Here is a 16332-nt window from a genome sequence, read left to right as displayed (position 1 = left end):
CCTCAGGCCGGCGCCGCCGATACCGATGACGTCCGCGACTCGGACGCCGCGTCGGGTGCCTCCGGCCCGGCCCCGTCGGTCGGGGTCGACCGCATCCGGGCGAGGAACCACAACCCGACCAACGCCTCGCAGACCACGAGCTGGATCACCAGGTCGGAGAACTCGGTGGCCCACACCAACGCCACGGCCACGCCGCCGAACGCGATGACCCTGGACCCGATGGCCGAGACGAGGTACCGCCGGGGATGCGCCCGGATCATGTGCCGCACCGACGTCCAGGTCGACACCGTGAGCAGCAGCTTGTACGCGCAGTAACCGGCGACCACTGCGGCAGCGACTGCGGCGAGGTCGGCGGCGAGCAGCCCACGGACCCACTCGCTGGCGACGACCACCGCGGTCACGATAAGCCAGGCCACGAGGGTGAGGCCCCGGGTAGCGGTCACCCACCGGGCACGTCGGCCGGCCACGATGTCCTCGCGGGTGCTCGCCGACAGCACCACGTGGAACGGACCGAACGCGAGGTCGAGCGCCCGCAGCACCACCACCGCGGTCTGCCCGGCGACCGCACCCGCCACCGAGGGCAGAGCCACGGTGTACGAAAGGTCGACCAGCGCCGCGATGCAGTACACCGCGCCGACCGAGAGGCTGGCCCGCACCCCGGGACGGGCCCGGCCTCCGGAGCCGGTGCGCGGCCGCAGCAGCACCCAGGCCAGCACCGCCATCTGTGCCGGCAGCGCGGCGATGTCTACGCGCACCTCCAATGCGACGAACGCAGCTCCAGCCACTAGCGTCCCGATGGCCGTGAGCTGGGGAAGACGGTTGGCGCGTGCCGGCCCACGGGTGCGGGCGCACGCCCAGAACAGCGCCTCCACGGGCAGTTGCAGGAGCACCGGCGCGATCACGAACAGGCGGTCGGTGAGGCTGCTGTCCGGCAGAGCGACGGAGACGGACAGGAAGGCCACGACGCCCACCGGCAGCATGGTCAACGCCGCGACCCGCTTGGCCCAGCTCTCGACGTTCCACGCGAGCGGCACCACGCCGGCCGAGAGGGGCCGGCCGACCAGCGCCTCCATCAACGTGTACGGGACGGCGAGCAGTGTGCCCTGGAGGGCCACCAGAGCCAGCCGGTCACCGTCGGCCCACGAGGCGAGCAGAAACAGCGAGATGCTGGACAAGCGGGTGAGCGCCTGCACGGACACCTGTGACCGTTGCAGTCGCGCCGCCGTGGAGATGAGGACGCGCACAATCATCGCCTTCTGGGGGTGTCCGGGGGCCCGAAGGCCGGGCGGGCCGGGGGATGGATGTCGGTGTCACCGTCGAGGGGCGGTGGGGTGGCCCGGCGCCGGCGCGGCGGCTCGGCCGGTGGCAGGTGCGGTTCCTCGGCCACGGGCCGGCGCCATTCCTCGGCCGGACGCCGGCGTGAGTCCGCCGGCGGACGCCAACGCCCTTGTTCGGTCGGCGGCCCGTACGCCTCGGTGCCCGAGCGTCGACCCGGCTGCTCCGCCGCGTGCCGGTACGGGTCGGCAGCCGGAAGCCGGTACGGATCCTCCGACGGAGGCCGGTACGGCCCGGTGGCCGAACGCCGACGCGGCGGCTCGACCGACGGACGGCGCGGCTCGGCCGCCGGCGGCCACTGCGGCTGCCCGTACGGCTCGCCAGCCGAACGCCGGCGCGGCTGTTCTGCCGGCGAGCGGCGCGACTCGGCAGGCAACTGCCACTGCGTCTCGTCGCCTGGTTGCCACCGCGGTTCCTCGGCCGGGCGCCGGCGCGGCTCTGCGGAGGGCGGGTAGGGCCGAGCAGCTGCGGGCGGATGCTCAGGAGGGACAGCGGACGGCGCCGGCGGCCCAGGCGTGGCACCGGGCCAGGGGGGCCGAGCAGCCGGCGGCGGCAATGCCTGGGCGGCCCGGGGAATCACGACCGTCGGTGCGTCCGTCGCGGGTCGCCGCGGCCGCAGCACTACGGTCTCGGCGTCGATCTGGCCGGCGGTCCGCGGGTCGGCGGGGACCTCGTGCGAGTCCTTGTCGGCGTCGAGGTGGCGTCCATAGCCCACGAAGATGGCCAGGCCCATCATCGCGCCCAGGTATTCCCAGGCCTCCACCACGAGACACGCGCCGGAGAGACCGGCCAGGACGGCCACGTGGAGCACCGCGGACGGACGCGTCGCGCTGCGGCGCCACAGCCAGAAGAGCAGGTAGCCGACGGCGGCGACGAGCACGACCATCATCGGCAGCCCGTACTGGAGGGCCACGCTGACGAAGTAGTTGTCCACGAAAATCTGCGCGCCACCGGCGACGCGGGAAACGGTGGCGGCCCCGGCCGCACCGATCCCCCCGCCCCAGAGCGGCAGGTCCCCGCCGAGCAGATCCGACCAGATCTCGAAGCGCTGGAAGAGGCTCCGGGCCCCGGTAGCACCCACCACCACGAAACCCGCGAGGACGCAGACGATGACGCCCAGGCCGACCAGCCGCGCACGGCGTCGAGCGGCGGCGCTGCCGGACCGGTTGGCCACGGCGCCCGCGATTACTCCGCCCACCACGAGCAAGGCGCCGGAGCGGCTCGTGCTGAGCGCCAGGCACACCACGGCACAGACCGCGCCGAGATGCCAGGACCAGCGGGTGGGGCGGCCTCCCGGAGCCAACCACAGCGTCACGTAACCGAGCAGATACGCACCGGCGAGGATGCCCAGCTCCGCGTTGAACTCGGTGAGACCCGGAGCCCGGAAGGTGTCGCCGATGTAGCGGACGTTCCGCCCCTCCTCGAAGCCCCACTCAACGAGCTGGGCCGGTCCGATGATCAGCTCAGCCACCGTGGCCGCCGCGTTCGCCATCATGAGCCAGGCGGCGACGGTCACCATGCGGACGGCGTCGGGCCGGGGCAGCGCCATCATGACCAGCAGCAGGAGCAGCGGCATCACCGTCAGACGGAGCCCGGCGACGGTCTGCGGCGGGCCGTGGTGCGCGACGCCGATGAGGCTCCACACGCCGAGGACGACCAGCACCACCACGCCGGCGATGAGCTGTTCGTGGCTCCATCGACCGCGCACCGCCGTACGCAGGGCGTGCACGCCGGTCACCGCGGCGGCGGAGAGCCCGAGCGCGTAGTCCCGGCCACCGAAGGCGTCCCCGACCAGGCCCTCCACTCCGGCGAAGCGCAGCCCCAGAGGGGCGTTCAGCACGACGAAGACGTACGCCAAGCCCGGCACCGGGCGGACGGCGAGCAAGCCGAGCGCGGCGAGGAACGCCGGCAGCAGAGGTGGAAGCCCGACGACGGCGCACGCCGCGACGGCCACCGGAAGCGCGACCGCGGCGGCGATCAGGAGCCGCCGATCGCGCCACCGGCTCGGGGCCGCGGAGCGTGCGCCGGACGTCATCGTCGAGTCGCTCCGGCGGGTCGATGGCTCACTCCGTCCCTCCGGCGCAGGGCCACGTAGGCGTCGACCACCGCATCGACGTGCCGGTCCCAGTCCATCTCGCGCCCGTCCGCGGCGGCGGAAGCGGCGCTCGCGGCGTACTCCGATCGGGGCATCCGGGCCGCGTGGCGCAGCAGCGCCGCCAGATCCGCCGCGGTGTCGAAGACCCGCACCGACGTGTCCGACGCCATCGGCGGCCGCGCCACGGAGCTGGTGACGATCGGGCGGCCGGCCCGCAGCGCCTCCACGCACGAGATCGGGAAGTTCTCGGCCCACTGGCTGGGGAACACGAGCCAACCCGCACGCCCCATCGCCGCCTCCTTGCCCGCCGCGTCCAGAAAGCCCAGGTAGTGCAGCCCCGGCAACTGCCGCGCCGCCTCCTCGACGGCCGCCCGCCGCGGCCCGTCGCCGCCGACGAGCAGCGTGGCGTTCCCCTCGCCGGCGACCTTCCGCCACGCGTCGAGCAGCAGGTCGATCCCCTTGTGTTCGCTCAGCGCCCCAAGGAAGAGGAACACCGTCTGGTCACCGGCCGGCCAGGACACGGGTGCGTCGTCAGCCGGCACCGCCAGCGGTACGACGATCCCCCCGAGCCGGTGACCGGCCGGCAGGTGACGCTGGGCGATCTCCCTCGTCCGCGCCGCCGGCCACAGCATCGAGACCTCGCGCAGTCGCCGGACCAGCCAGGCCGACCGCAGCCCGAGGAGCCGGTCGACCGTCGCCGATCGCCCGTGGTTGGCGAGGCTGTTGTTCGGGTCGCAGAGGGCGTAGTCGTGGACGGTGTGGCAGGTCGGCCAGGTCCGGGCGAGCCTCGCCACCGGCAGCGCACCGAGGCCCTGCCAGTTGTGGACGTGCACCACGTCGGGCGCGAAGGCTCGCAGCGAGTCGACGGCCAACCCGGTCGGGTCGACCAGGTCGCCGAGGTGGGTCAGGACCTTGGCGGCACGCGTGCCGGGTCGGGCCAGCCGGGCCGCCACCCGGGGCGGGACCGGCGCGTCGTCCGGCAGGCTGTGCGGCGAGGGACGGCTGAAGACCCGTACCTCGTGGCCGCGCTGCCGCAGCGCGTTGGAGAGGTCCCGGACGTACTGTTCCGCGCCGCCCCGGATGGCGAACGACGAGTGGACCATGGCGATCCGCACGACTCAGACCTGCCTTCCGATCGAGGGGGTGGCCGGCGCCGGGAGGGTGGGGTCGGCGGCCAGCAGGTCGGCGAGGTGCAGCGTCGCCTCCCGCCACGACCGCCCCGTCGTGCCGGCGGCCGGCCGGGGCCCGCCGGTCGCCTCGGAAACCGCCCGCACCAGCGCGGCCGCCGTCCAGGTCGTCATGCGCACGGCCCGGCCGTCGGTCGCCTCGTACAGGGCGGGGTCGGGTGAAATCACCGTCGGGGTGCCCAGCCGCAGCGCCTCGGCCGCTGGCAGCCCGTACCCCTCGAAATGGCTCGGCATGAGGAAGGCGGCGGCGCCGGCGATCGTGGCGGCGTAGTCCTCGTCGGAGAGCCGGTCGAGCAGGAGCACCCGGTCAGCCGCCGGGGACGCGGCCACGGCTTCCTCGAACCGCTCGACCCGTTGCCCGCCGGTGAGCACCACGAGCGCGTGGCCGGGAAGGTCGGGCAGTGCCCCGACCGCCAACTCGACCCCCTTGTGCGGGGCGTGTCCGGCGACCACCAGGTACGGGCGGCCGCCGGTGCCGGCGAGTACCCGCGCCGGGGGGCCGCCGGCTACGAGGCGGACGTCGCTGCCCGGGTGCCAGACGACCGTGCGCTCCTCCGGCACCCCGTAGAGGCCAAGCAGGTCGTGCCGGGTTCGGGCGCTGACGCACAGCAGGCGCCGGGACCGGTTGATCGCGGTGCCGTAGCTGGCCCGGCGGTACTGGCGCACAGTGGCCGACAGGTCGCGAGGCCAGAGCTTGAACGCAACGTCGTGGACGACGGTCACGACCGCCAACTGGCTGCCCAGGATGGCCATCGACGGGCTCAGCGACAGCACGGTGGTCGAGTCGTCCCGTACCCCGTTGGTCACCTTCCGCAGGGTGGTCGTGGCGGATGCGACGGCGCGGGCGCGGTCACCGGCCTGCTGGCTCACCACCTCCACGTCCACGGCCGTTCCGCCTGGGGGCTCCCACCCGGGCGGGACGGCGACCAGCCGGAGGCGGCCCCCGCCGGGCCAGTGCCGCGTGATCTCGGTGAGCACCCGGGTGATGCCGCCGGGCCCCACTCCGCTGCAGTCGATTACCGTGGTCGCGTCAGCGGGTCTCATACGCGATCCACTCCGCCATCCGCGCGGCGAATCGCTGCGTCGAGAAGGACGTGGCGTGCTCGCGGATCCGCGCCGCGGACAGTTCGTCCACCCGGCGCACCGCGGCGGCGTGGTCCGCCGGCCGCATCGAGCCGACCAGGAACCCGGTCTCGCCGTCCATCACGGTCTCCAGCAGCCCGCCGCTGTTGACGCCGATGACGGGGGTCCCGCAGGCCTGCGCCTCGACGGGGATGATGCCGAAGTCCTCGTGCGCGGGAAACAGCAGCGCCCGGGCGCCGGCATACAGTTCCCGCAGCCGCTCGCGGGTCGGTCGAACCTCGAACGTGACCGGCACGCCGGCGTCGGCGGCTGCACGCCGCAGCCGTGCCTCCTCCGGCCCGGAACCGGCGATCGTCAGGGGAAGCCCCGCCTCGGCGGCCACCTCGATCATGAGGTCGAAGTTCTTGTACGGGATCCACCGCCCGACGCCCAGCAGGTAGTCGCGCGGCGCGGCGGACCGCACGTCGGTTCCGTCGAAGAAGTCAACGTCCACCGGCGGGTGGATTACCGCGGCGTCGCGCTTCCAGAACCGCTGGATGCGCTTCTGGACCTCGCGGGAGTTGGCGGCGTAGGCGTGCACGTGCCGGCTCATCCGCACGTCCACCGCCTGTAGGACGCGGCGCGGCCCGCTGAGCAGCGCCCCCGAACCACGGCCGTCGAAGTCGGGGCTCCAGACGTAACGGGCGGGCGAGTGGATGTAACTCAGGTGCCGGGTACGCTCCGGCGGGCCGAGCCGGACGGTGTGTGCGAACGCGTGGCTGGAGGAGATGACCACGTCGTACTCCTCGTCGCCGACGGTCCGCCAGGCGAGCGGCATCAACGGCAGGGCCAGAGCCTTGCTGCGGCGCAACGGAGTCCGGGCGAGCCAGCTCTCGTGGAGGCCCAGCCGCTCGACCTCGACGTCCTCGTCAGCCCAGAGCACGATCCGCCGAGCGTGCGGCACGAGGTCCGCGATGGCCAGGAACACGTTCTCCGAGCCGCCGGTCGCGCCGAACCACTCGTGCACCATCGCCACCGATCGGTCGCCGAGCAACGGTGGTCGTACCGTCGGCTGGGCAGCCGGTTGGATGCCGTCGAGGGATGTCATGTTGTCTCGCTTAGATCGAAGGTTCATGGGTGGATGTGCCGGCGGGCGCTGGCCAGACCCGGTCAGCTGTTGCGGCGCCACAAGTCGCGCAGGGCGTCCCAGTTGCCGGCGATGCCGGCCTCGCAGAGCGTCTCGACGTAGAACGCACCTTCGACGTCGTCGCGGTCCCACCAGATGCCGCAGATCGTCCGACCGTCCTCGCCCTTGAACGCGTACTCGACGTAGCTGCCGGACGCACCGGTGACGCCGCCGGTCGCGCGGGTCGCCTCGCGCAGGCCCGGCGCCAGGGCACCGCCGGCGAGGTTGAGTTGCTGGCGGTACGCGCGGGCGGCGTCCTTCTGTGCCTTTGCTGGGTAGAGCGCGAAATGCAGGGACGCGCCGCCATAGCGGCAGAAGACGTGGCGCTCCTCGTCGGCCGGCAGCTTCGGGCCACCCACCTCGCTGTCAGCCGCGCAGCCGCCGATCCGAGTCAGCCACGGCTCGGCCAGCGGAGCCAGTTCACCCTCGAACTTGGCCTTGTTGATGGAGAACTGTGTCGCCTCGAACGCTGGCAGGGAGGCGCTGGACGACGAGGCGGAGGCCGGCTCGTCCGCGTCAGCACCCATGCCAAGGGCGTATCCCGCGGTGCCGGCGACCAGCGTGAGCACCAACGCGCCGGCGGCGATCCAGATCCAGCCGCGTCGCTTCGGCTCCGACCGCACCGGGGCGATCCGCCGGCCGGTCGCGGTGAACGAGTCGTACGCGGTCTGCGGCGGCTCCGACACGGGCGCGTCGGTCGGTGACGCGGAGCGCGGGACCGGCGAGACGGGCGTGCCCGAGGCCGGACCGGCCGACACCGGCTGGGCCGAGACAGGATGCGCGGACACCGGCTGGGCGGACACCGGGCCGACCTGAATCGCCCACGGCATGACCGGCGCTCCGGAGGTCGGCTGCGGCGGCGTGGGATGCGGCAGGCCGGAAACGGGCCGCTGGCTCTCCACCTCGGTGGGCACCGGCTGGTAGTCCGCGCCGAGCGCGCGGAGCAGTTTCTCCGCCCCCGGCCCGGCCTCGGCCGGGTACGCCACCCACGGCGTGTCCGCCGCGAAGTCCGCGTACGCGTAGGGCTGGCCGCCCGACGTCTGCGCGAGGGAGTCCGCCATCGCGGCGAACGCCTCCCGCCAGCGCGCGTCACCGGCCGCCGCGCCCTCCAGCACGGCAACCGTCACGAACCGGCCCTGCTCGTCGATGGCGGCCCACGCCTTTCCGACCGTGGACCCGCCCAGCACATGGGTGAACCTGTACGGGCCAACCGGCTGCATGCCTACTCCTCTACTGAACCGCCGTGCGGATCCTACAGAGCCGACGCTCAGCCCTCCGCCCGCCCGTCGCCGGCCCGACACAGTTCGAGACGGCGCGCTCCAACCGTTATTGCACTGTGGAAGCAACCCGGCGACCCGCACCTGGCCGGCGATGCGGTGCGCGGCGCACGTCGGCAACCACCCGAGCCGGCGCTTGCTTGTGAAAGTTTTTATGCATAGAGTCACGTCATGAATGAGGGAACTGCCGTCGCCCCCGGCGAGCAGGTGCTGGACCTGTTCCACGGGGTCCGGCTCACCCCCACCCAGCGCCGGATCGCGCACTGCCTGGTCCAGCACGCGCCGGCGGCGGCCTACCTGTCGGCGGCCGAGGTGGCCGAGCTGGCCGGGGTCAGCCAGCCGTCGGTCACCCGGTTCGCGGTCGCGCTCGGCCACGACGGCTACCCGGCGCTGCGCCGCCGGCTGCGCGAACTGACCGCCACCACCCCCGCCGGGGCGGACGGCGCCGGCAACGAACTCCAGCAGGCGGTCCGCGCCGAGATCGGCAACCTGGACCGGCTCGCCGGGCAGCTCGCCGACCGGGACCGGATCGCCGAGAGCGGCCGGTTGCTGGCCGCCAGCCGCCCGCTGCCGGTGCTCGGCCTGCGGGCCGCCGCGCCGCTGGCCGCGTACTTCGCCTACTTCGCCGCCAAGGTGCACCCCGACGTGCGGGTGCTCGACGACGGCGGCAGCCTGCTCACCGACCGCCTGGAGCAGGCCGCCGCGGCCGGGGCCACCGCCCTGCTGGCCTTCGTGCTCCCCCGCTACCCCCGGGAGACCCTGGACGCGCTGCGCGAGGCCCGGGCCGCCGGCCTGCGCGTGGTGGCGATCACCGACTCGCCGGTCAGTCCGGCCGCCGAGCACGCCGACGTGGTGCTGCCCGCCGCGGTCGGCGCGCAACTCGTGTTCGACCTGCACACCGCCCCGATGACGCTGGCCATGGTGCTGCTCCAGGCGATCTGCGACGCCGCACCGGCCGAGACCCAGCGCCGGCTGGAGGCGTTCGAGGCGTCCGCCGCCCGCCGTCAGTTGTTCCTCTAGAGGAGACCGAGATGTCCCAGGTTGTCCGCGCCGCCCGTGGCGCCGAGCGCACCGCCCGCGGCTGGCCGCAGGAGGCGGCGCTGCGGATGCTGATGAACAACCTCGACCCGGAGGTGGCCGAGCGCCCCGAGGACCTGGTGGTCTACGGCGGCACCGGCAAGGCCGCCCGGGACTGGCCGTCGTTCCACGCGCTGGTCCGGACGCTGACCGACCTGCGCGACGACGAGACCATGCTGGTGCAGTCCGGCCGGCCGGTGGGGGTCATGCGGACCCACGAGTGGGCGCCCCGGGTGCTGCTGGCCAACTCCAACCTGGTCGGCGACTGGGCCACCTGGCCGGAGTTCCGGCGGCTGGAACAGCTCGGCCTGACCATGTACGGGCAGATGACCGCCGGCTCGTGGATCTACATCGGCACCCAGGGCATCCTCCAGGGCACCTACGAGACGTTCGCCGCGGTGGCGGCGAAGCGGTTCGGCGGGACGCTGGCCGGGACGCTGACGCTGACCGCCGGCTGCGGCGGGATGGGCGGCGCCCAGCCCCTGGCGGTGACGATGAACGGCGGCGCCTGCCTGATCGTCGACGTGGACCGCAGCCGGCTCGACCGCCGGGTGCACGACCGCTACCTCGACGAGGTCGCCGACTCGCTGGACGACGCCGTGGAGCGGGCCCTCGCTGCGAAGCGGGACCGCCGGGCGCTGAGCGTCGGCGTGGTGGGCAACGCGGCCACCGTCTTCCCGGAGCTGCTGCGCCGGGGGGTCGCCATCGACATCGTCACCGACCAGACCAGCGCGCACGACCCGCTGTCGTACCTGCCCGAGGGGGTGGAGCTGGCCGACGCCCGGGACTACGCGGCGGCGAAGCCGGCCGAGTTCACCGACCGGGCGCGGGCGTCGATGGCGAAGCACGTCGAGGCGATGGTCGGCTTCCTCGACGCCGGGGCGGAGGTCTTCGACTACGGCAACTCGATCCGGGGCGAGGCGAAGCTCGGCGGGTTCGAGCGGGCCTTCGACTTCCCCGGCTTCGTGCCGGCGTACATCCGGCCGCTGTTCTGCGAGGGCAAGGGCCCGTTCCGGTGGGCGGCGCTCTCCGGCGACCCGGCCGACATCGCGGCCACCGACCGGGCCATCCTGGACCTGTTCCCGGAGAACGAGTCGCTGGCCCGGTGGATCCGGATGGCCGGCGAGCGGGTGGCGTTCCAGGGCCTGCCGGCCCGGATCTGCTGGCTCGGCTACGGGGAGCGGGACAAGGCCGGGGTCCGGTTCAACGAGATGGTCGCCTCCGGCGAGCTCTCCGCGCCGGTGGTGATCGGCCGGGACCACCTGGACTGCGGCAGCGTCGCCAGCCCCTACCGGGAGACCGAGGCGATGGCCGACGGCTCCGACGCGATCGCCGACTGGCCGCTGCTCAACGCGCTGGTCAACACCGCCAGCGGGGCGTCCTGGGTGTCCATCCACCACGGGGGCGGGGTCGGCATCGGCCGGTCCATCCACGCCGGGCAGGTCTGCGTCGCCGACGGCACGGCGCTCGCCGGGCAGAAAATCGAGCGGGTGCTCACCAACGACCCGGCGATGGGCGTCATCCGGCACGTCGACGCGGGCTACGACGACGCGCGCGAGGTCGCCGCCCGCACCGGCGTGCGCGTGCCGATGGCGGAGGGGTGAGCGTGTCCGACGAGCTGGCCGGCCGGTTCCGCGCGCTCTGGGACGAGATCGCGCCGGTCGGGCGGGACGGGCGTAGCGGCGGCTACCTCCGCTACGCGCTGACCGAGCCCGAGCTGCGGCTGCGCTCCTGGTTCCGCGACCAGGCCGGCCGCCGGGACATGCCGGTCACCGACGACGGCAACGGCAACCTCTTCGCCTGGTGGGGTGACCCGGACGCGGGCGACGCGGTGCTGACCGGCAGCCACTTCGACTCGGTGCCGCACGGCGGGGCGTACGACGGGCCACTCGGCATCGTCAGCGCGTTCCTCGCGGTGGACACGCTGCGGGCCGCCGGCGTCGCGCCGGTCCGGCCGGTGGTGGTGGCCGCGTTCGTCGAGGAGGAGGGGGCCCGGTTCGGCGTGCCCTGCCTGGGCTCGCGGCTGCTCACCGGGGCGCTGTCGCTGGACCGCGTGGCGGCGCTGCGCGACGCCGCCGGGGTGAGCTTCGCCGAGGCGCTGGGCGCCCCGCCGGCGGGCGACCGACCCGAGCTGCTGGCCCGCTTCTCGGCCTTCGTGGAACTGCACGTCGAGCAGGGTCGCGCGCTGGTCGAGACCGGCTCGCCGGTCGCGGTCGCCAGCGCGATCTGGCCGCACGGCCGCTGGCGCTTCGACTTCATCGGCGAGGGCAACCACGCCGGTACGACCCGGATGGCCGACCGCCACGACCCGATGCTCACCTACGCCTTCACCGTGCTCGCGGCGAACAAGGAGGCCCGGCTGCGCGGGGCGCACGCCACCATGGGCCGGGTGACCGTGGAGCCGAACGCCACCAACGCGATCCCGTCCCGGGTGACCGGGTGGCTGGACGCCCGGGCGGCCGAGCCGGAGACGCTCGCCGGCCTGGTGGCCGCGGTGCACGGCAAGGCGGCCGAGCGGGCCCGCCGGGACGGCACCGAGCTGGCGCTGGCCGAGGAGTCGGCGACTCCGCTGGTCGCCTTCGACGGCGGGCTGGCCGACCGGCTGGCCCGGCTGCTCGACGCGCCGGTGCTGCCCACCGGGGCCGGCCACGACGCCGGCGTGCTGGCCGCGTACCTGCCGACCGCGATGCTCTTCGTGCGCAACCCGACCGGGGTGTCGCACTCCCCCTCCGAGTGGGCCACCGACGACGACTGCGCCGCCGGGGTGCGGGCGCTGGCTCGGGTGCTCGAGGAGCTGGCATGCCGCTGAGCCACGCCGGAGGAGCGGGGTCGTTGGGCCCTGTGGAGCTGATGTCGCGGACGATTCAGCGGGGCTGGGGAGCGTCCCGGGCGACCGGCCGTGCGGGCCGGGCGACGTCGCGGACGATCCGGCTCCGAAGGGGGCGACGGAGATGACCGCGAGCCGCTGGCTGGCCGAGTACGCCTGGCTGCCCGAGCACGCCGAGCCGACCCCCGACGTGCTGATCGAGACCGCCGACGGGCGGATCGCCTCGGTCACCCCGCTGACCGCCGGCCGCGCCGGGCTCACCGCCGGCGTGGAGGTGTACGCCGACGCCGTCCGGCTGCCCGGCCTGACCCTGCCCGGGCTGGCCAACGCGCACTCGCACGCCTTCCACCGGGCGCTGCGGGGGCGTACGCACGCCGGCCGGGGCGACTTCTGGAGCTGGCGCGACGAGATGTACGCGGTCGCCACCCGGCTGGACCCGGAGTCGTACCTGGCGCTGGCCCGGGCCGCGTACGCCGAGATGGCGCTGGCCGGGATCACCTGCGTGGGCGAGTTCCACTACCTGCACCACGGCCCGGACGGCGTCCCGTACGCCGACCCGAACGCGATGGGCGCGGCGCTGGTGGAGGCCGCCGCGCAGGCCGGCATCCGGATCACCCTGCTGGACACCTGCTACCTGACCGCCACCGTCGACGGCCGGCCGCTCACCGGCCCGCAGCGGCGGTTCGGCGACGGCGACGCGGTGCGCTGGGGCGACCGGGCCGCGGCGTTCACCCCGGCCGGCGGACACGCCCGGGTCGGCGCCGCGGTGCACTCGGTGCGGGCGGTCCCCGCCGAGCAGCTCAGCACGGTGGCCCGGTGGGCGCGGGAGCGCGACGCGCCGCTGCACGTGCACCTGTCGGAGCAGCCGGCCGAGAACGACGCCTGCCGGGCGCTGCACGGCTGCACCCCGACCCGGCTGCTGGCCGAGCGCGGCGTGCTCGGCCCGGCCACCACCGCGGTGCACGCCACCCACCTGACCAGCGGCGACCTGGGGCTGCTCGGAGAGCACCGCAGCGGGGTCTGCCTATGCCCGACCACGGAACGGGACCTCGCCGACGGCATCGGCCCGGCCCGGCGGATGGCCGACGCGGGCGCCCCGCTGAGCCTGGGCAGCGACAGCCACGCGGTGGTCGACCTCTTCGAGGAGGCCCGCGCCGTGGAGCTGGACGAGCGGTTGCGTACCCGCCGGCGCGGGCACTTCTCGGCCGTGGAGCTGCTGACCGCGGCCACCGCCGGCGGGCACGCCGCGCTGGGCTGGACCGACGCCGGGCGGATCGCCGCCGGGGCGCGGGCGGACCTGGTCACGGTCCGGCTGGACAGCGCCCGCACGGCCGGCGTACCGCCGGTGGGGGTGTTCTTCGCGGCCGGCGCGGCGGACGTCACGCACGTGGTCGTCGACGGGCGCCCGGTGGTGCGCGACGGGCGGCACCTGACCGTCGACGTGCCGGCCGAGCTGCGCAGCGCCGTCGCGGAGGTGACCCGGTGAGCGCGAGGAGTGAGCCGGTCTTGCGAGCCCCGCAGTCGCGAACTGAGGTGGCGCCGTGAGCACCCTGCTGGTCGACAACATCGGTGAGCTGGTCACCAATGTGCCCGGTGGCGGCGAGGGCGGCCCGCTGGGCCTGCGCCGCCGGGCGGCGGTGCTGGTCGAGGCGGGCGAGGTGGTCTGGATCGGCCCGGCCCGGGACGCCCCGGCCGCCGACCGGCGGATCGACGCCGAGGGGGCGGCGGTGCTGCCCGGCTTCGTGGACAGCCACGCCCACCTGGTCTTCGCCGGCGACCGGGCGGCCGAGTTCGCCGCCCGGATGAGCGGGCAGCCGTACACCGGGGGCGGCATCCGGACCACGGTGGCCGCCACCCGGGCCGCCGCCGACGACGAGCTGCGGGCCACCGTGCGCCGGCTGCGCGGCGAGGCGCTGCGGCAGGGCACCACCACCATGGAGATCAAGAGCGGGTACGGCCTGACCGTGGCCGACGAGACCCGCTCGCTGCGGCTCGCCGCCGAGGTCAGCGACGAGACCACCTTCCTCGGCGCACACGTGGTGCCCGCCGAGTACGCCGACCGTCCCGACGACTACGTGGGGCTGGTGTGCGGGCCGATGCTCGCCGCCGCGGCGCCGTACGCCCGCTGGGTGGACGCCTTCTGCGAGCGGGGCGCGTTCGACGCCGACCACACCCGGGCCATCCTGACCTGCGGGCAGGCCGCCGGGCTGGGGGTACGGGTGCACGCCAACCAGCTCGGCCCCGGCCCGGGGGTACGCCTCGGGGTGGAGCTCGGCGCGGCCAGCGTGGACCACTGCACCCACCTGACCGACGCCGACGTCGACGCGCTCGCCTCGACCCGGATCGACTCCGACAGCCCCGACGGCCCGCACACCGCCACGGTGGCCACCCTGCTGCCCGGCGCCGAGTTCTCCACCCGGTCGCCCTACCCGGACGCCCGCCGGCTGCTCGACGCCAGCGTCACGGTGGCGCTGGCCACCGACTGCAACCCCGGCTCGTCGTACACCTCCTCGATGCCGTTCTGCGTCGCGCTCGCCGTCCGCGAGATGGGGATGACCCCGGCGGAGGCGGTCTGGGCCGCGACCGCCGGCGGCGCCCGGGCGCTGCGCCGCGACGACGTCGGGGTGCTGCGCCCCGGCGCCCGGGCCGACCTGGTCGTCCTGGACGCCCCGTCCCACCTGCACCTGGCCTACCGGCCCGGTGTGCCACTGATCCGCCAGGTTCTGCACAACGGAGTGCCGCAATGACCGTGACCATCCTGCCCACCGGAATCTCCCCCGCCGACGTGCTCGCCGTGGCCCGCGGCACCGCCAAGGTGCTCCTCGACCCGTCCACCGTGGAGGCGATGGCCACCAGCCGGGCGATTGTGGACGGCATCGAGGCCGCCGGCCGCCCGGTCTACGGCGTCTCCACCGGCTTCGGGGCGCTGGCCAACACCTTCGTCGCGCCGGAGCGGCGGGCGGAGCTGCAGCACGCGCTGATCCGCTCGCACGCCGCCGGGGTGGGCGCGCCGATGCCGCGCGAGGTGGTCCGGGCGATGATGCTGCTGCGGGTCCGCTCGCTCGCGCTGGGCCGCTCCGGGGTCCGCCCGCTGGTCGCCGAGGCCCTGGTCGACCTGCTCAACCACGACGTCACCCCGTGGGTGCCGGAGCACGGCTCGCTCGGCGCCTCGGGTGACCTGGCGCCGCTGGCGCACTGCGCGCTGGTGCTGCTCGGCGAGGGCTGGGTGCTCGGCCCGGCCGGTGAGCGGATCGACGCGGCGGACGCGCTGCGCCGGGCCGGGCTCAAGCCGGTCGAGCTGGCCGCCAAGGAGGGCCTGGCGCTGATCAACGGCACCGACGGCATGCTCGGCATGCTGCTGCTGGCCATCCACGACGCCGCGCACCTGTTCACCATGGCCGACGTGACCGCCGCGCTGGCGATCGAGGCGATGCTCGGCTCGGAGCGGCCGTTCCTGCCCGAGCTGCACAGCATCCGGCCGCACCCGGGGCAGGCCACGTCGGCGGCGAACATCCACCGGCTGCTGCAGGACTCCCGGGTGATGGACTCGCACCGGGACGACCTGGCGCACGCCGTGCAGGACGCGTACTCGATGCGGTGCGCGCCCCAGGTGGCCGGGGCGGCCCGGGACACCCTGGACTTCGTCCGCACGGTGGCCGGGCGGGAGCTGGTGTCGGTGGTGGACAACCCGGTGGTGCTGCCGGACGGCCGGGTCGAGTCGACCGGCAACTTCCACGGCGCCCCGCTCGGCTTCGCCGCGGACTTCCTGGCCATCGCCGCCAGCGAGGTGGGCGCGATCGCCGAACGGCGGGTAGACCGGCTGCTGGACGTCACCCGCTCCCGGGAGCTGCCGGCGTTCCTCTCCCCCGACGCCGGGGTCAACTCCGGGCTGATGATCGCGCAGTACACCGCGGCCGGCATCGTCGCGGAGAACCGCCGGCTGGCCGCGCCCGCCTCGGTGGACTCGCTGCCGACCAGCGGCATGCAGGAGGACCACGTCTCGATGGGCTGGGCGGCGACCAAGAAGCTGCGCACCGTGCTGGACAACCTGACCAGCGTGCTCGCGGTGGAGCTGCTGGCCGCGGTGCGCGGGCTCCAGTTGCGCGCGCCGCTGACCCCGTCGCCGGCCGGTCGGGCGGCGGTCGAGGCGCTCGGCGGGATCGCCGGCGAGCCGGGGCCGGACGTCTTCCTCGCCCCGCTCATGGAGGCCGCCCGATCCGTGGTGACCGGGCCGGAGCTACGCGCCGCGATCGAACGGGAGATCGGCCCGCTCGGCTGACCGGGTA

General features: G+C 74.7%; 12 protein-coding genes. 6 read left to right on the top strand and 6 right to left on the bottom strand.

Annotation, left to right across the window (positions count from 1 at the left end; genetic code table 11):
• Positions 1-2: 2 nt before the first annotated feature.
• The 6 genes from ACVCAH_RS18695 to ACVCAH_RS18670 all read right to left on the bottom strand — a co-directional run bounded on the left by ACVCAH_RS18695 (position 3) and on the right by ACVCAH_RS18670 (position 8085).
• The gene (locus tag ACVCAH_RS18695; protein ID WP_447137441.1) at positions 3-1244 is read right to left on the bottom strand and encodes a hypothetical protein; all 1242 of its coding nucleotides are present in this window, start codon (positions 1242-1244) and stop codon (positions 3-5) included.
• Positions 1245-1246: 2 nt separating this feature from the next.
• Positions 1247-3370, bottom strand: a complete 2124-nt coding sequence (locus ACVCAH_RS18690) for a hypothetical protein (protein ID WP_447137440.1) — start codon at positions 3368-3370, stop codon at positions 1247-1249.
• Positions 3367-4545, bottom strand: a complete 1179-nt coding sequence (locus ACVCAH_RS18685; RefSeq protein ID WP_447137439.1) for a glycosyltransferase — start codon at positions 4543-4545, stop codon at positions 3367-3369. Before ACVCAH_RS18685 ends, ACVCAH_RS18690 begins: the two co-directional genes overlap by 4 nt.
• A 3-nt stretch (positions 4546-4548) precedes the next feature.
• A complete protein-coding gene (locus ACVCAH_RS18680; RefSeq protein ID WP_447137438.1) occupies positions 4549-5661 on the bottom strand; it encodes a glycosyltransferase in 1113 nt (370 codons plus the stop codon).
• Positions 5648-6787: a glycosyltransferase gene (locus ACVCAH_RS18675; RefSeq protein WP_447137437.1), complete on the bottom strand. Its 1140-nt coding sequence runs from the start codon at positions 6785-6787 to the stop codon at positions 5648-5650. Before ACVCAH_RS18675 ends, ACVCAH_RS18680 begins: the two co-directional genes overlap by 14 nt.
• A gap of 62 nt (positions 6788-6849) precedes the next feature.
• Entirely contained in the window at positions 6850-8085 is a 1236-nt protein-coding gene (locus ACVCAH_RS18670) for a hypothetical protein (RefSeq protein ID WP_447137436.1), read from the bottom strand.
• 228 nt (positions 8086-8313) lie between these two features.
• Here ACVCAH_RS18670 and ACVCAH_RS18665 point away from each other — a divergent pair, with 228 nt between their 5' ends.
• From ACVCAH_RS18665 to hutH, 6 genes are all read left to right on the top strand, one after another.
• Entirely contained in the window at positions 8314-9162 is an 849-nt protein-coding gene (locus ACVCAH_RS18665) for a MurR/RpiR family transcriptional regulator (protein WP_447137435.1), read from the top strand.
• 11 nt (positions 9163-9173) lie between these two features.
• Positions 9174-10823 carry a urocanate hydratase gene (gene hutU / locus ACVCAH_RS18660; protein ID WP_447137434.1) on the top strand — a complete coding sequence of 550 codons (1650 nt, stop codon included), beginning with the start codon at positions 9174-9176 and terminating at the stop codon, positions 10821-10823.
• A gap of 2 nt (positions 10824-10825) precedes the next feature.
• Complete coding sequence (locus ACVCAH_RS18655) at positions 10826-12028, top strand: allantoate amidohydrolase (protein WP_447137433.1); 1203 nt, start codon at positions 10826-10828, stop codon at positions 12026-12028.
• A gap of 142 nt (positions 12029-12170) precedes the next feature.
• Positions 12171-13532 carry a formimidoylglutamate deiminase gene (locus tag ACVCAH_RS18650; RefSeq protein ID WP_447137432.1) on the top strand — a complete coding sequence of 454 codons (1362 nt, stop codon included), beginning with the start codon at positions 12171-12173 and terminating at the stop codon, positions 13530-13532.
• A 55-nt stretch (positions 13533-13587) separates the two neighbouring features.
• Entirely contained in the window at positions 13588-14793 is a 1206-nt protein-coding gene (hutI, locus tag ACVCAH_RS18645; protein ID WP_447137431.1) for an imidazolonepropionase, read from the top strand.
• Complete coding sequence (hutH, locus tag ACVCAH_RS18640) at positions 14790-16325, top strand: histidine ammonia-lyase (protein ID WP_447137430.1); 1536 nt, start codon at positions 14790-14792, stop codon at positions 16323-16325. The genes hutI and hutH overlap by 4 nt, the downstream gene beginning before the upstream one ends.
• The last annotated feature ends 7 nt before the right edge of the window (positions 16326-16332 follow it).

It is taken from the genome of Micromonospora sp. LZ34 (assembly GCF_052981855.1).
Note: the sequence above shows the minus strand (reverse complement) of the source record. Positions and strands in the feature narration are given on the sequence as shown.

Excerpts from the sequence above, each read along its gene's own strand:
- ACVCAH_RS18690 (WP_447137440.1), bottom strand. The coding sequence starts at position 3,370 with ATGACGTCCGGCGCACGCTCCGCGGCCCCGAGCCGGTGGCGCGATCGG.
- hutU (WP_447137434.1), top strand. The coding sequence starts at position 9,174 with ATGTCCCAGGTTGTCCGCGCCGCCCGTGGCGCCGAGCGCACCGCCCGC.
- ACVCAH_RS18665 (WP_447137435.1), top strand. The coding sequence starts at position 8,314 with ATGAATGAGGGAACTGCCGTCGCCCCCGGCGAGCAGGTGCTGGACCTG.
- hutH (WP_447137430.1), top strand. The coding sequence starts at position 14,790 with ATGACCGTGACCATCCTGCCCACCGGAATCTCCCCCGCCGACGTGCTC.
- ACVCAH_RS18680 (WP_447137438.1), bottom strand. The coding sequence starts at position 5,661 with ATGAGACCCGCTGACGCGACCACGGTAATCGACTGCAGCGGAGTGGGG.
- ACVCAH_RS18650 (WP_447137432.1), top strand. The coding sequence starts at position 12,171 with ATGACCGCGAGCCGCTGGCTGGCCGAGTACGCCTGGCTGCCCGAGCAC.
- ACVCAH_RS18670 (WP_447137436.1), bottom strand. The coding sequence starts at position 8,085 with ATGCAGCCGGTTGGCCCGTACAGGTTCACCCATGTGCTGGGCGGGTCC.
- ACVCAH_RS18675 (WP_447137437.1), bottom strand. The coding sequence starts at position 6,787 with ATGACATCCCTCGACGGCATCCAACCGGCTGCCCAGCCGACGGTACGA.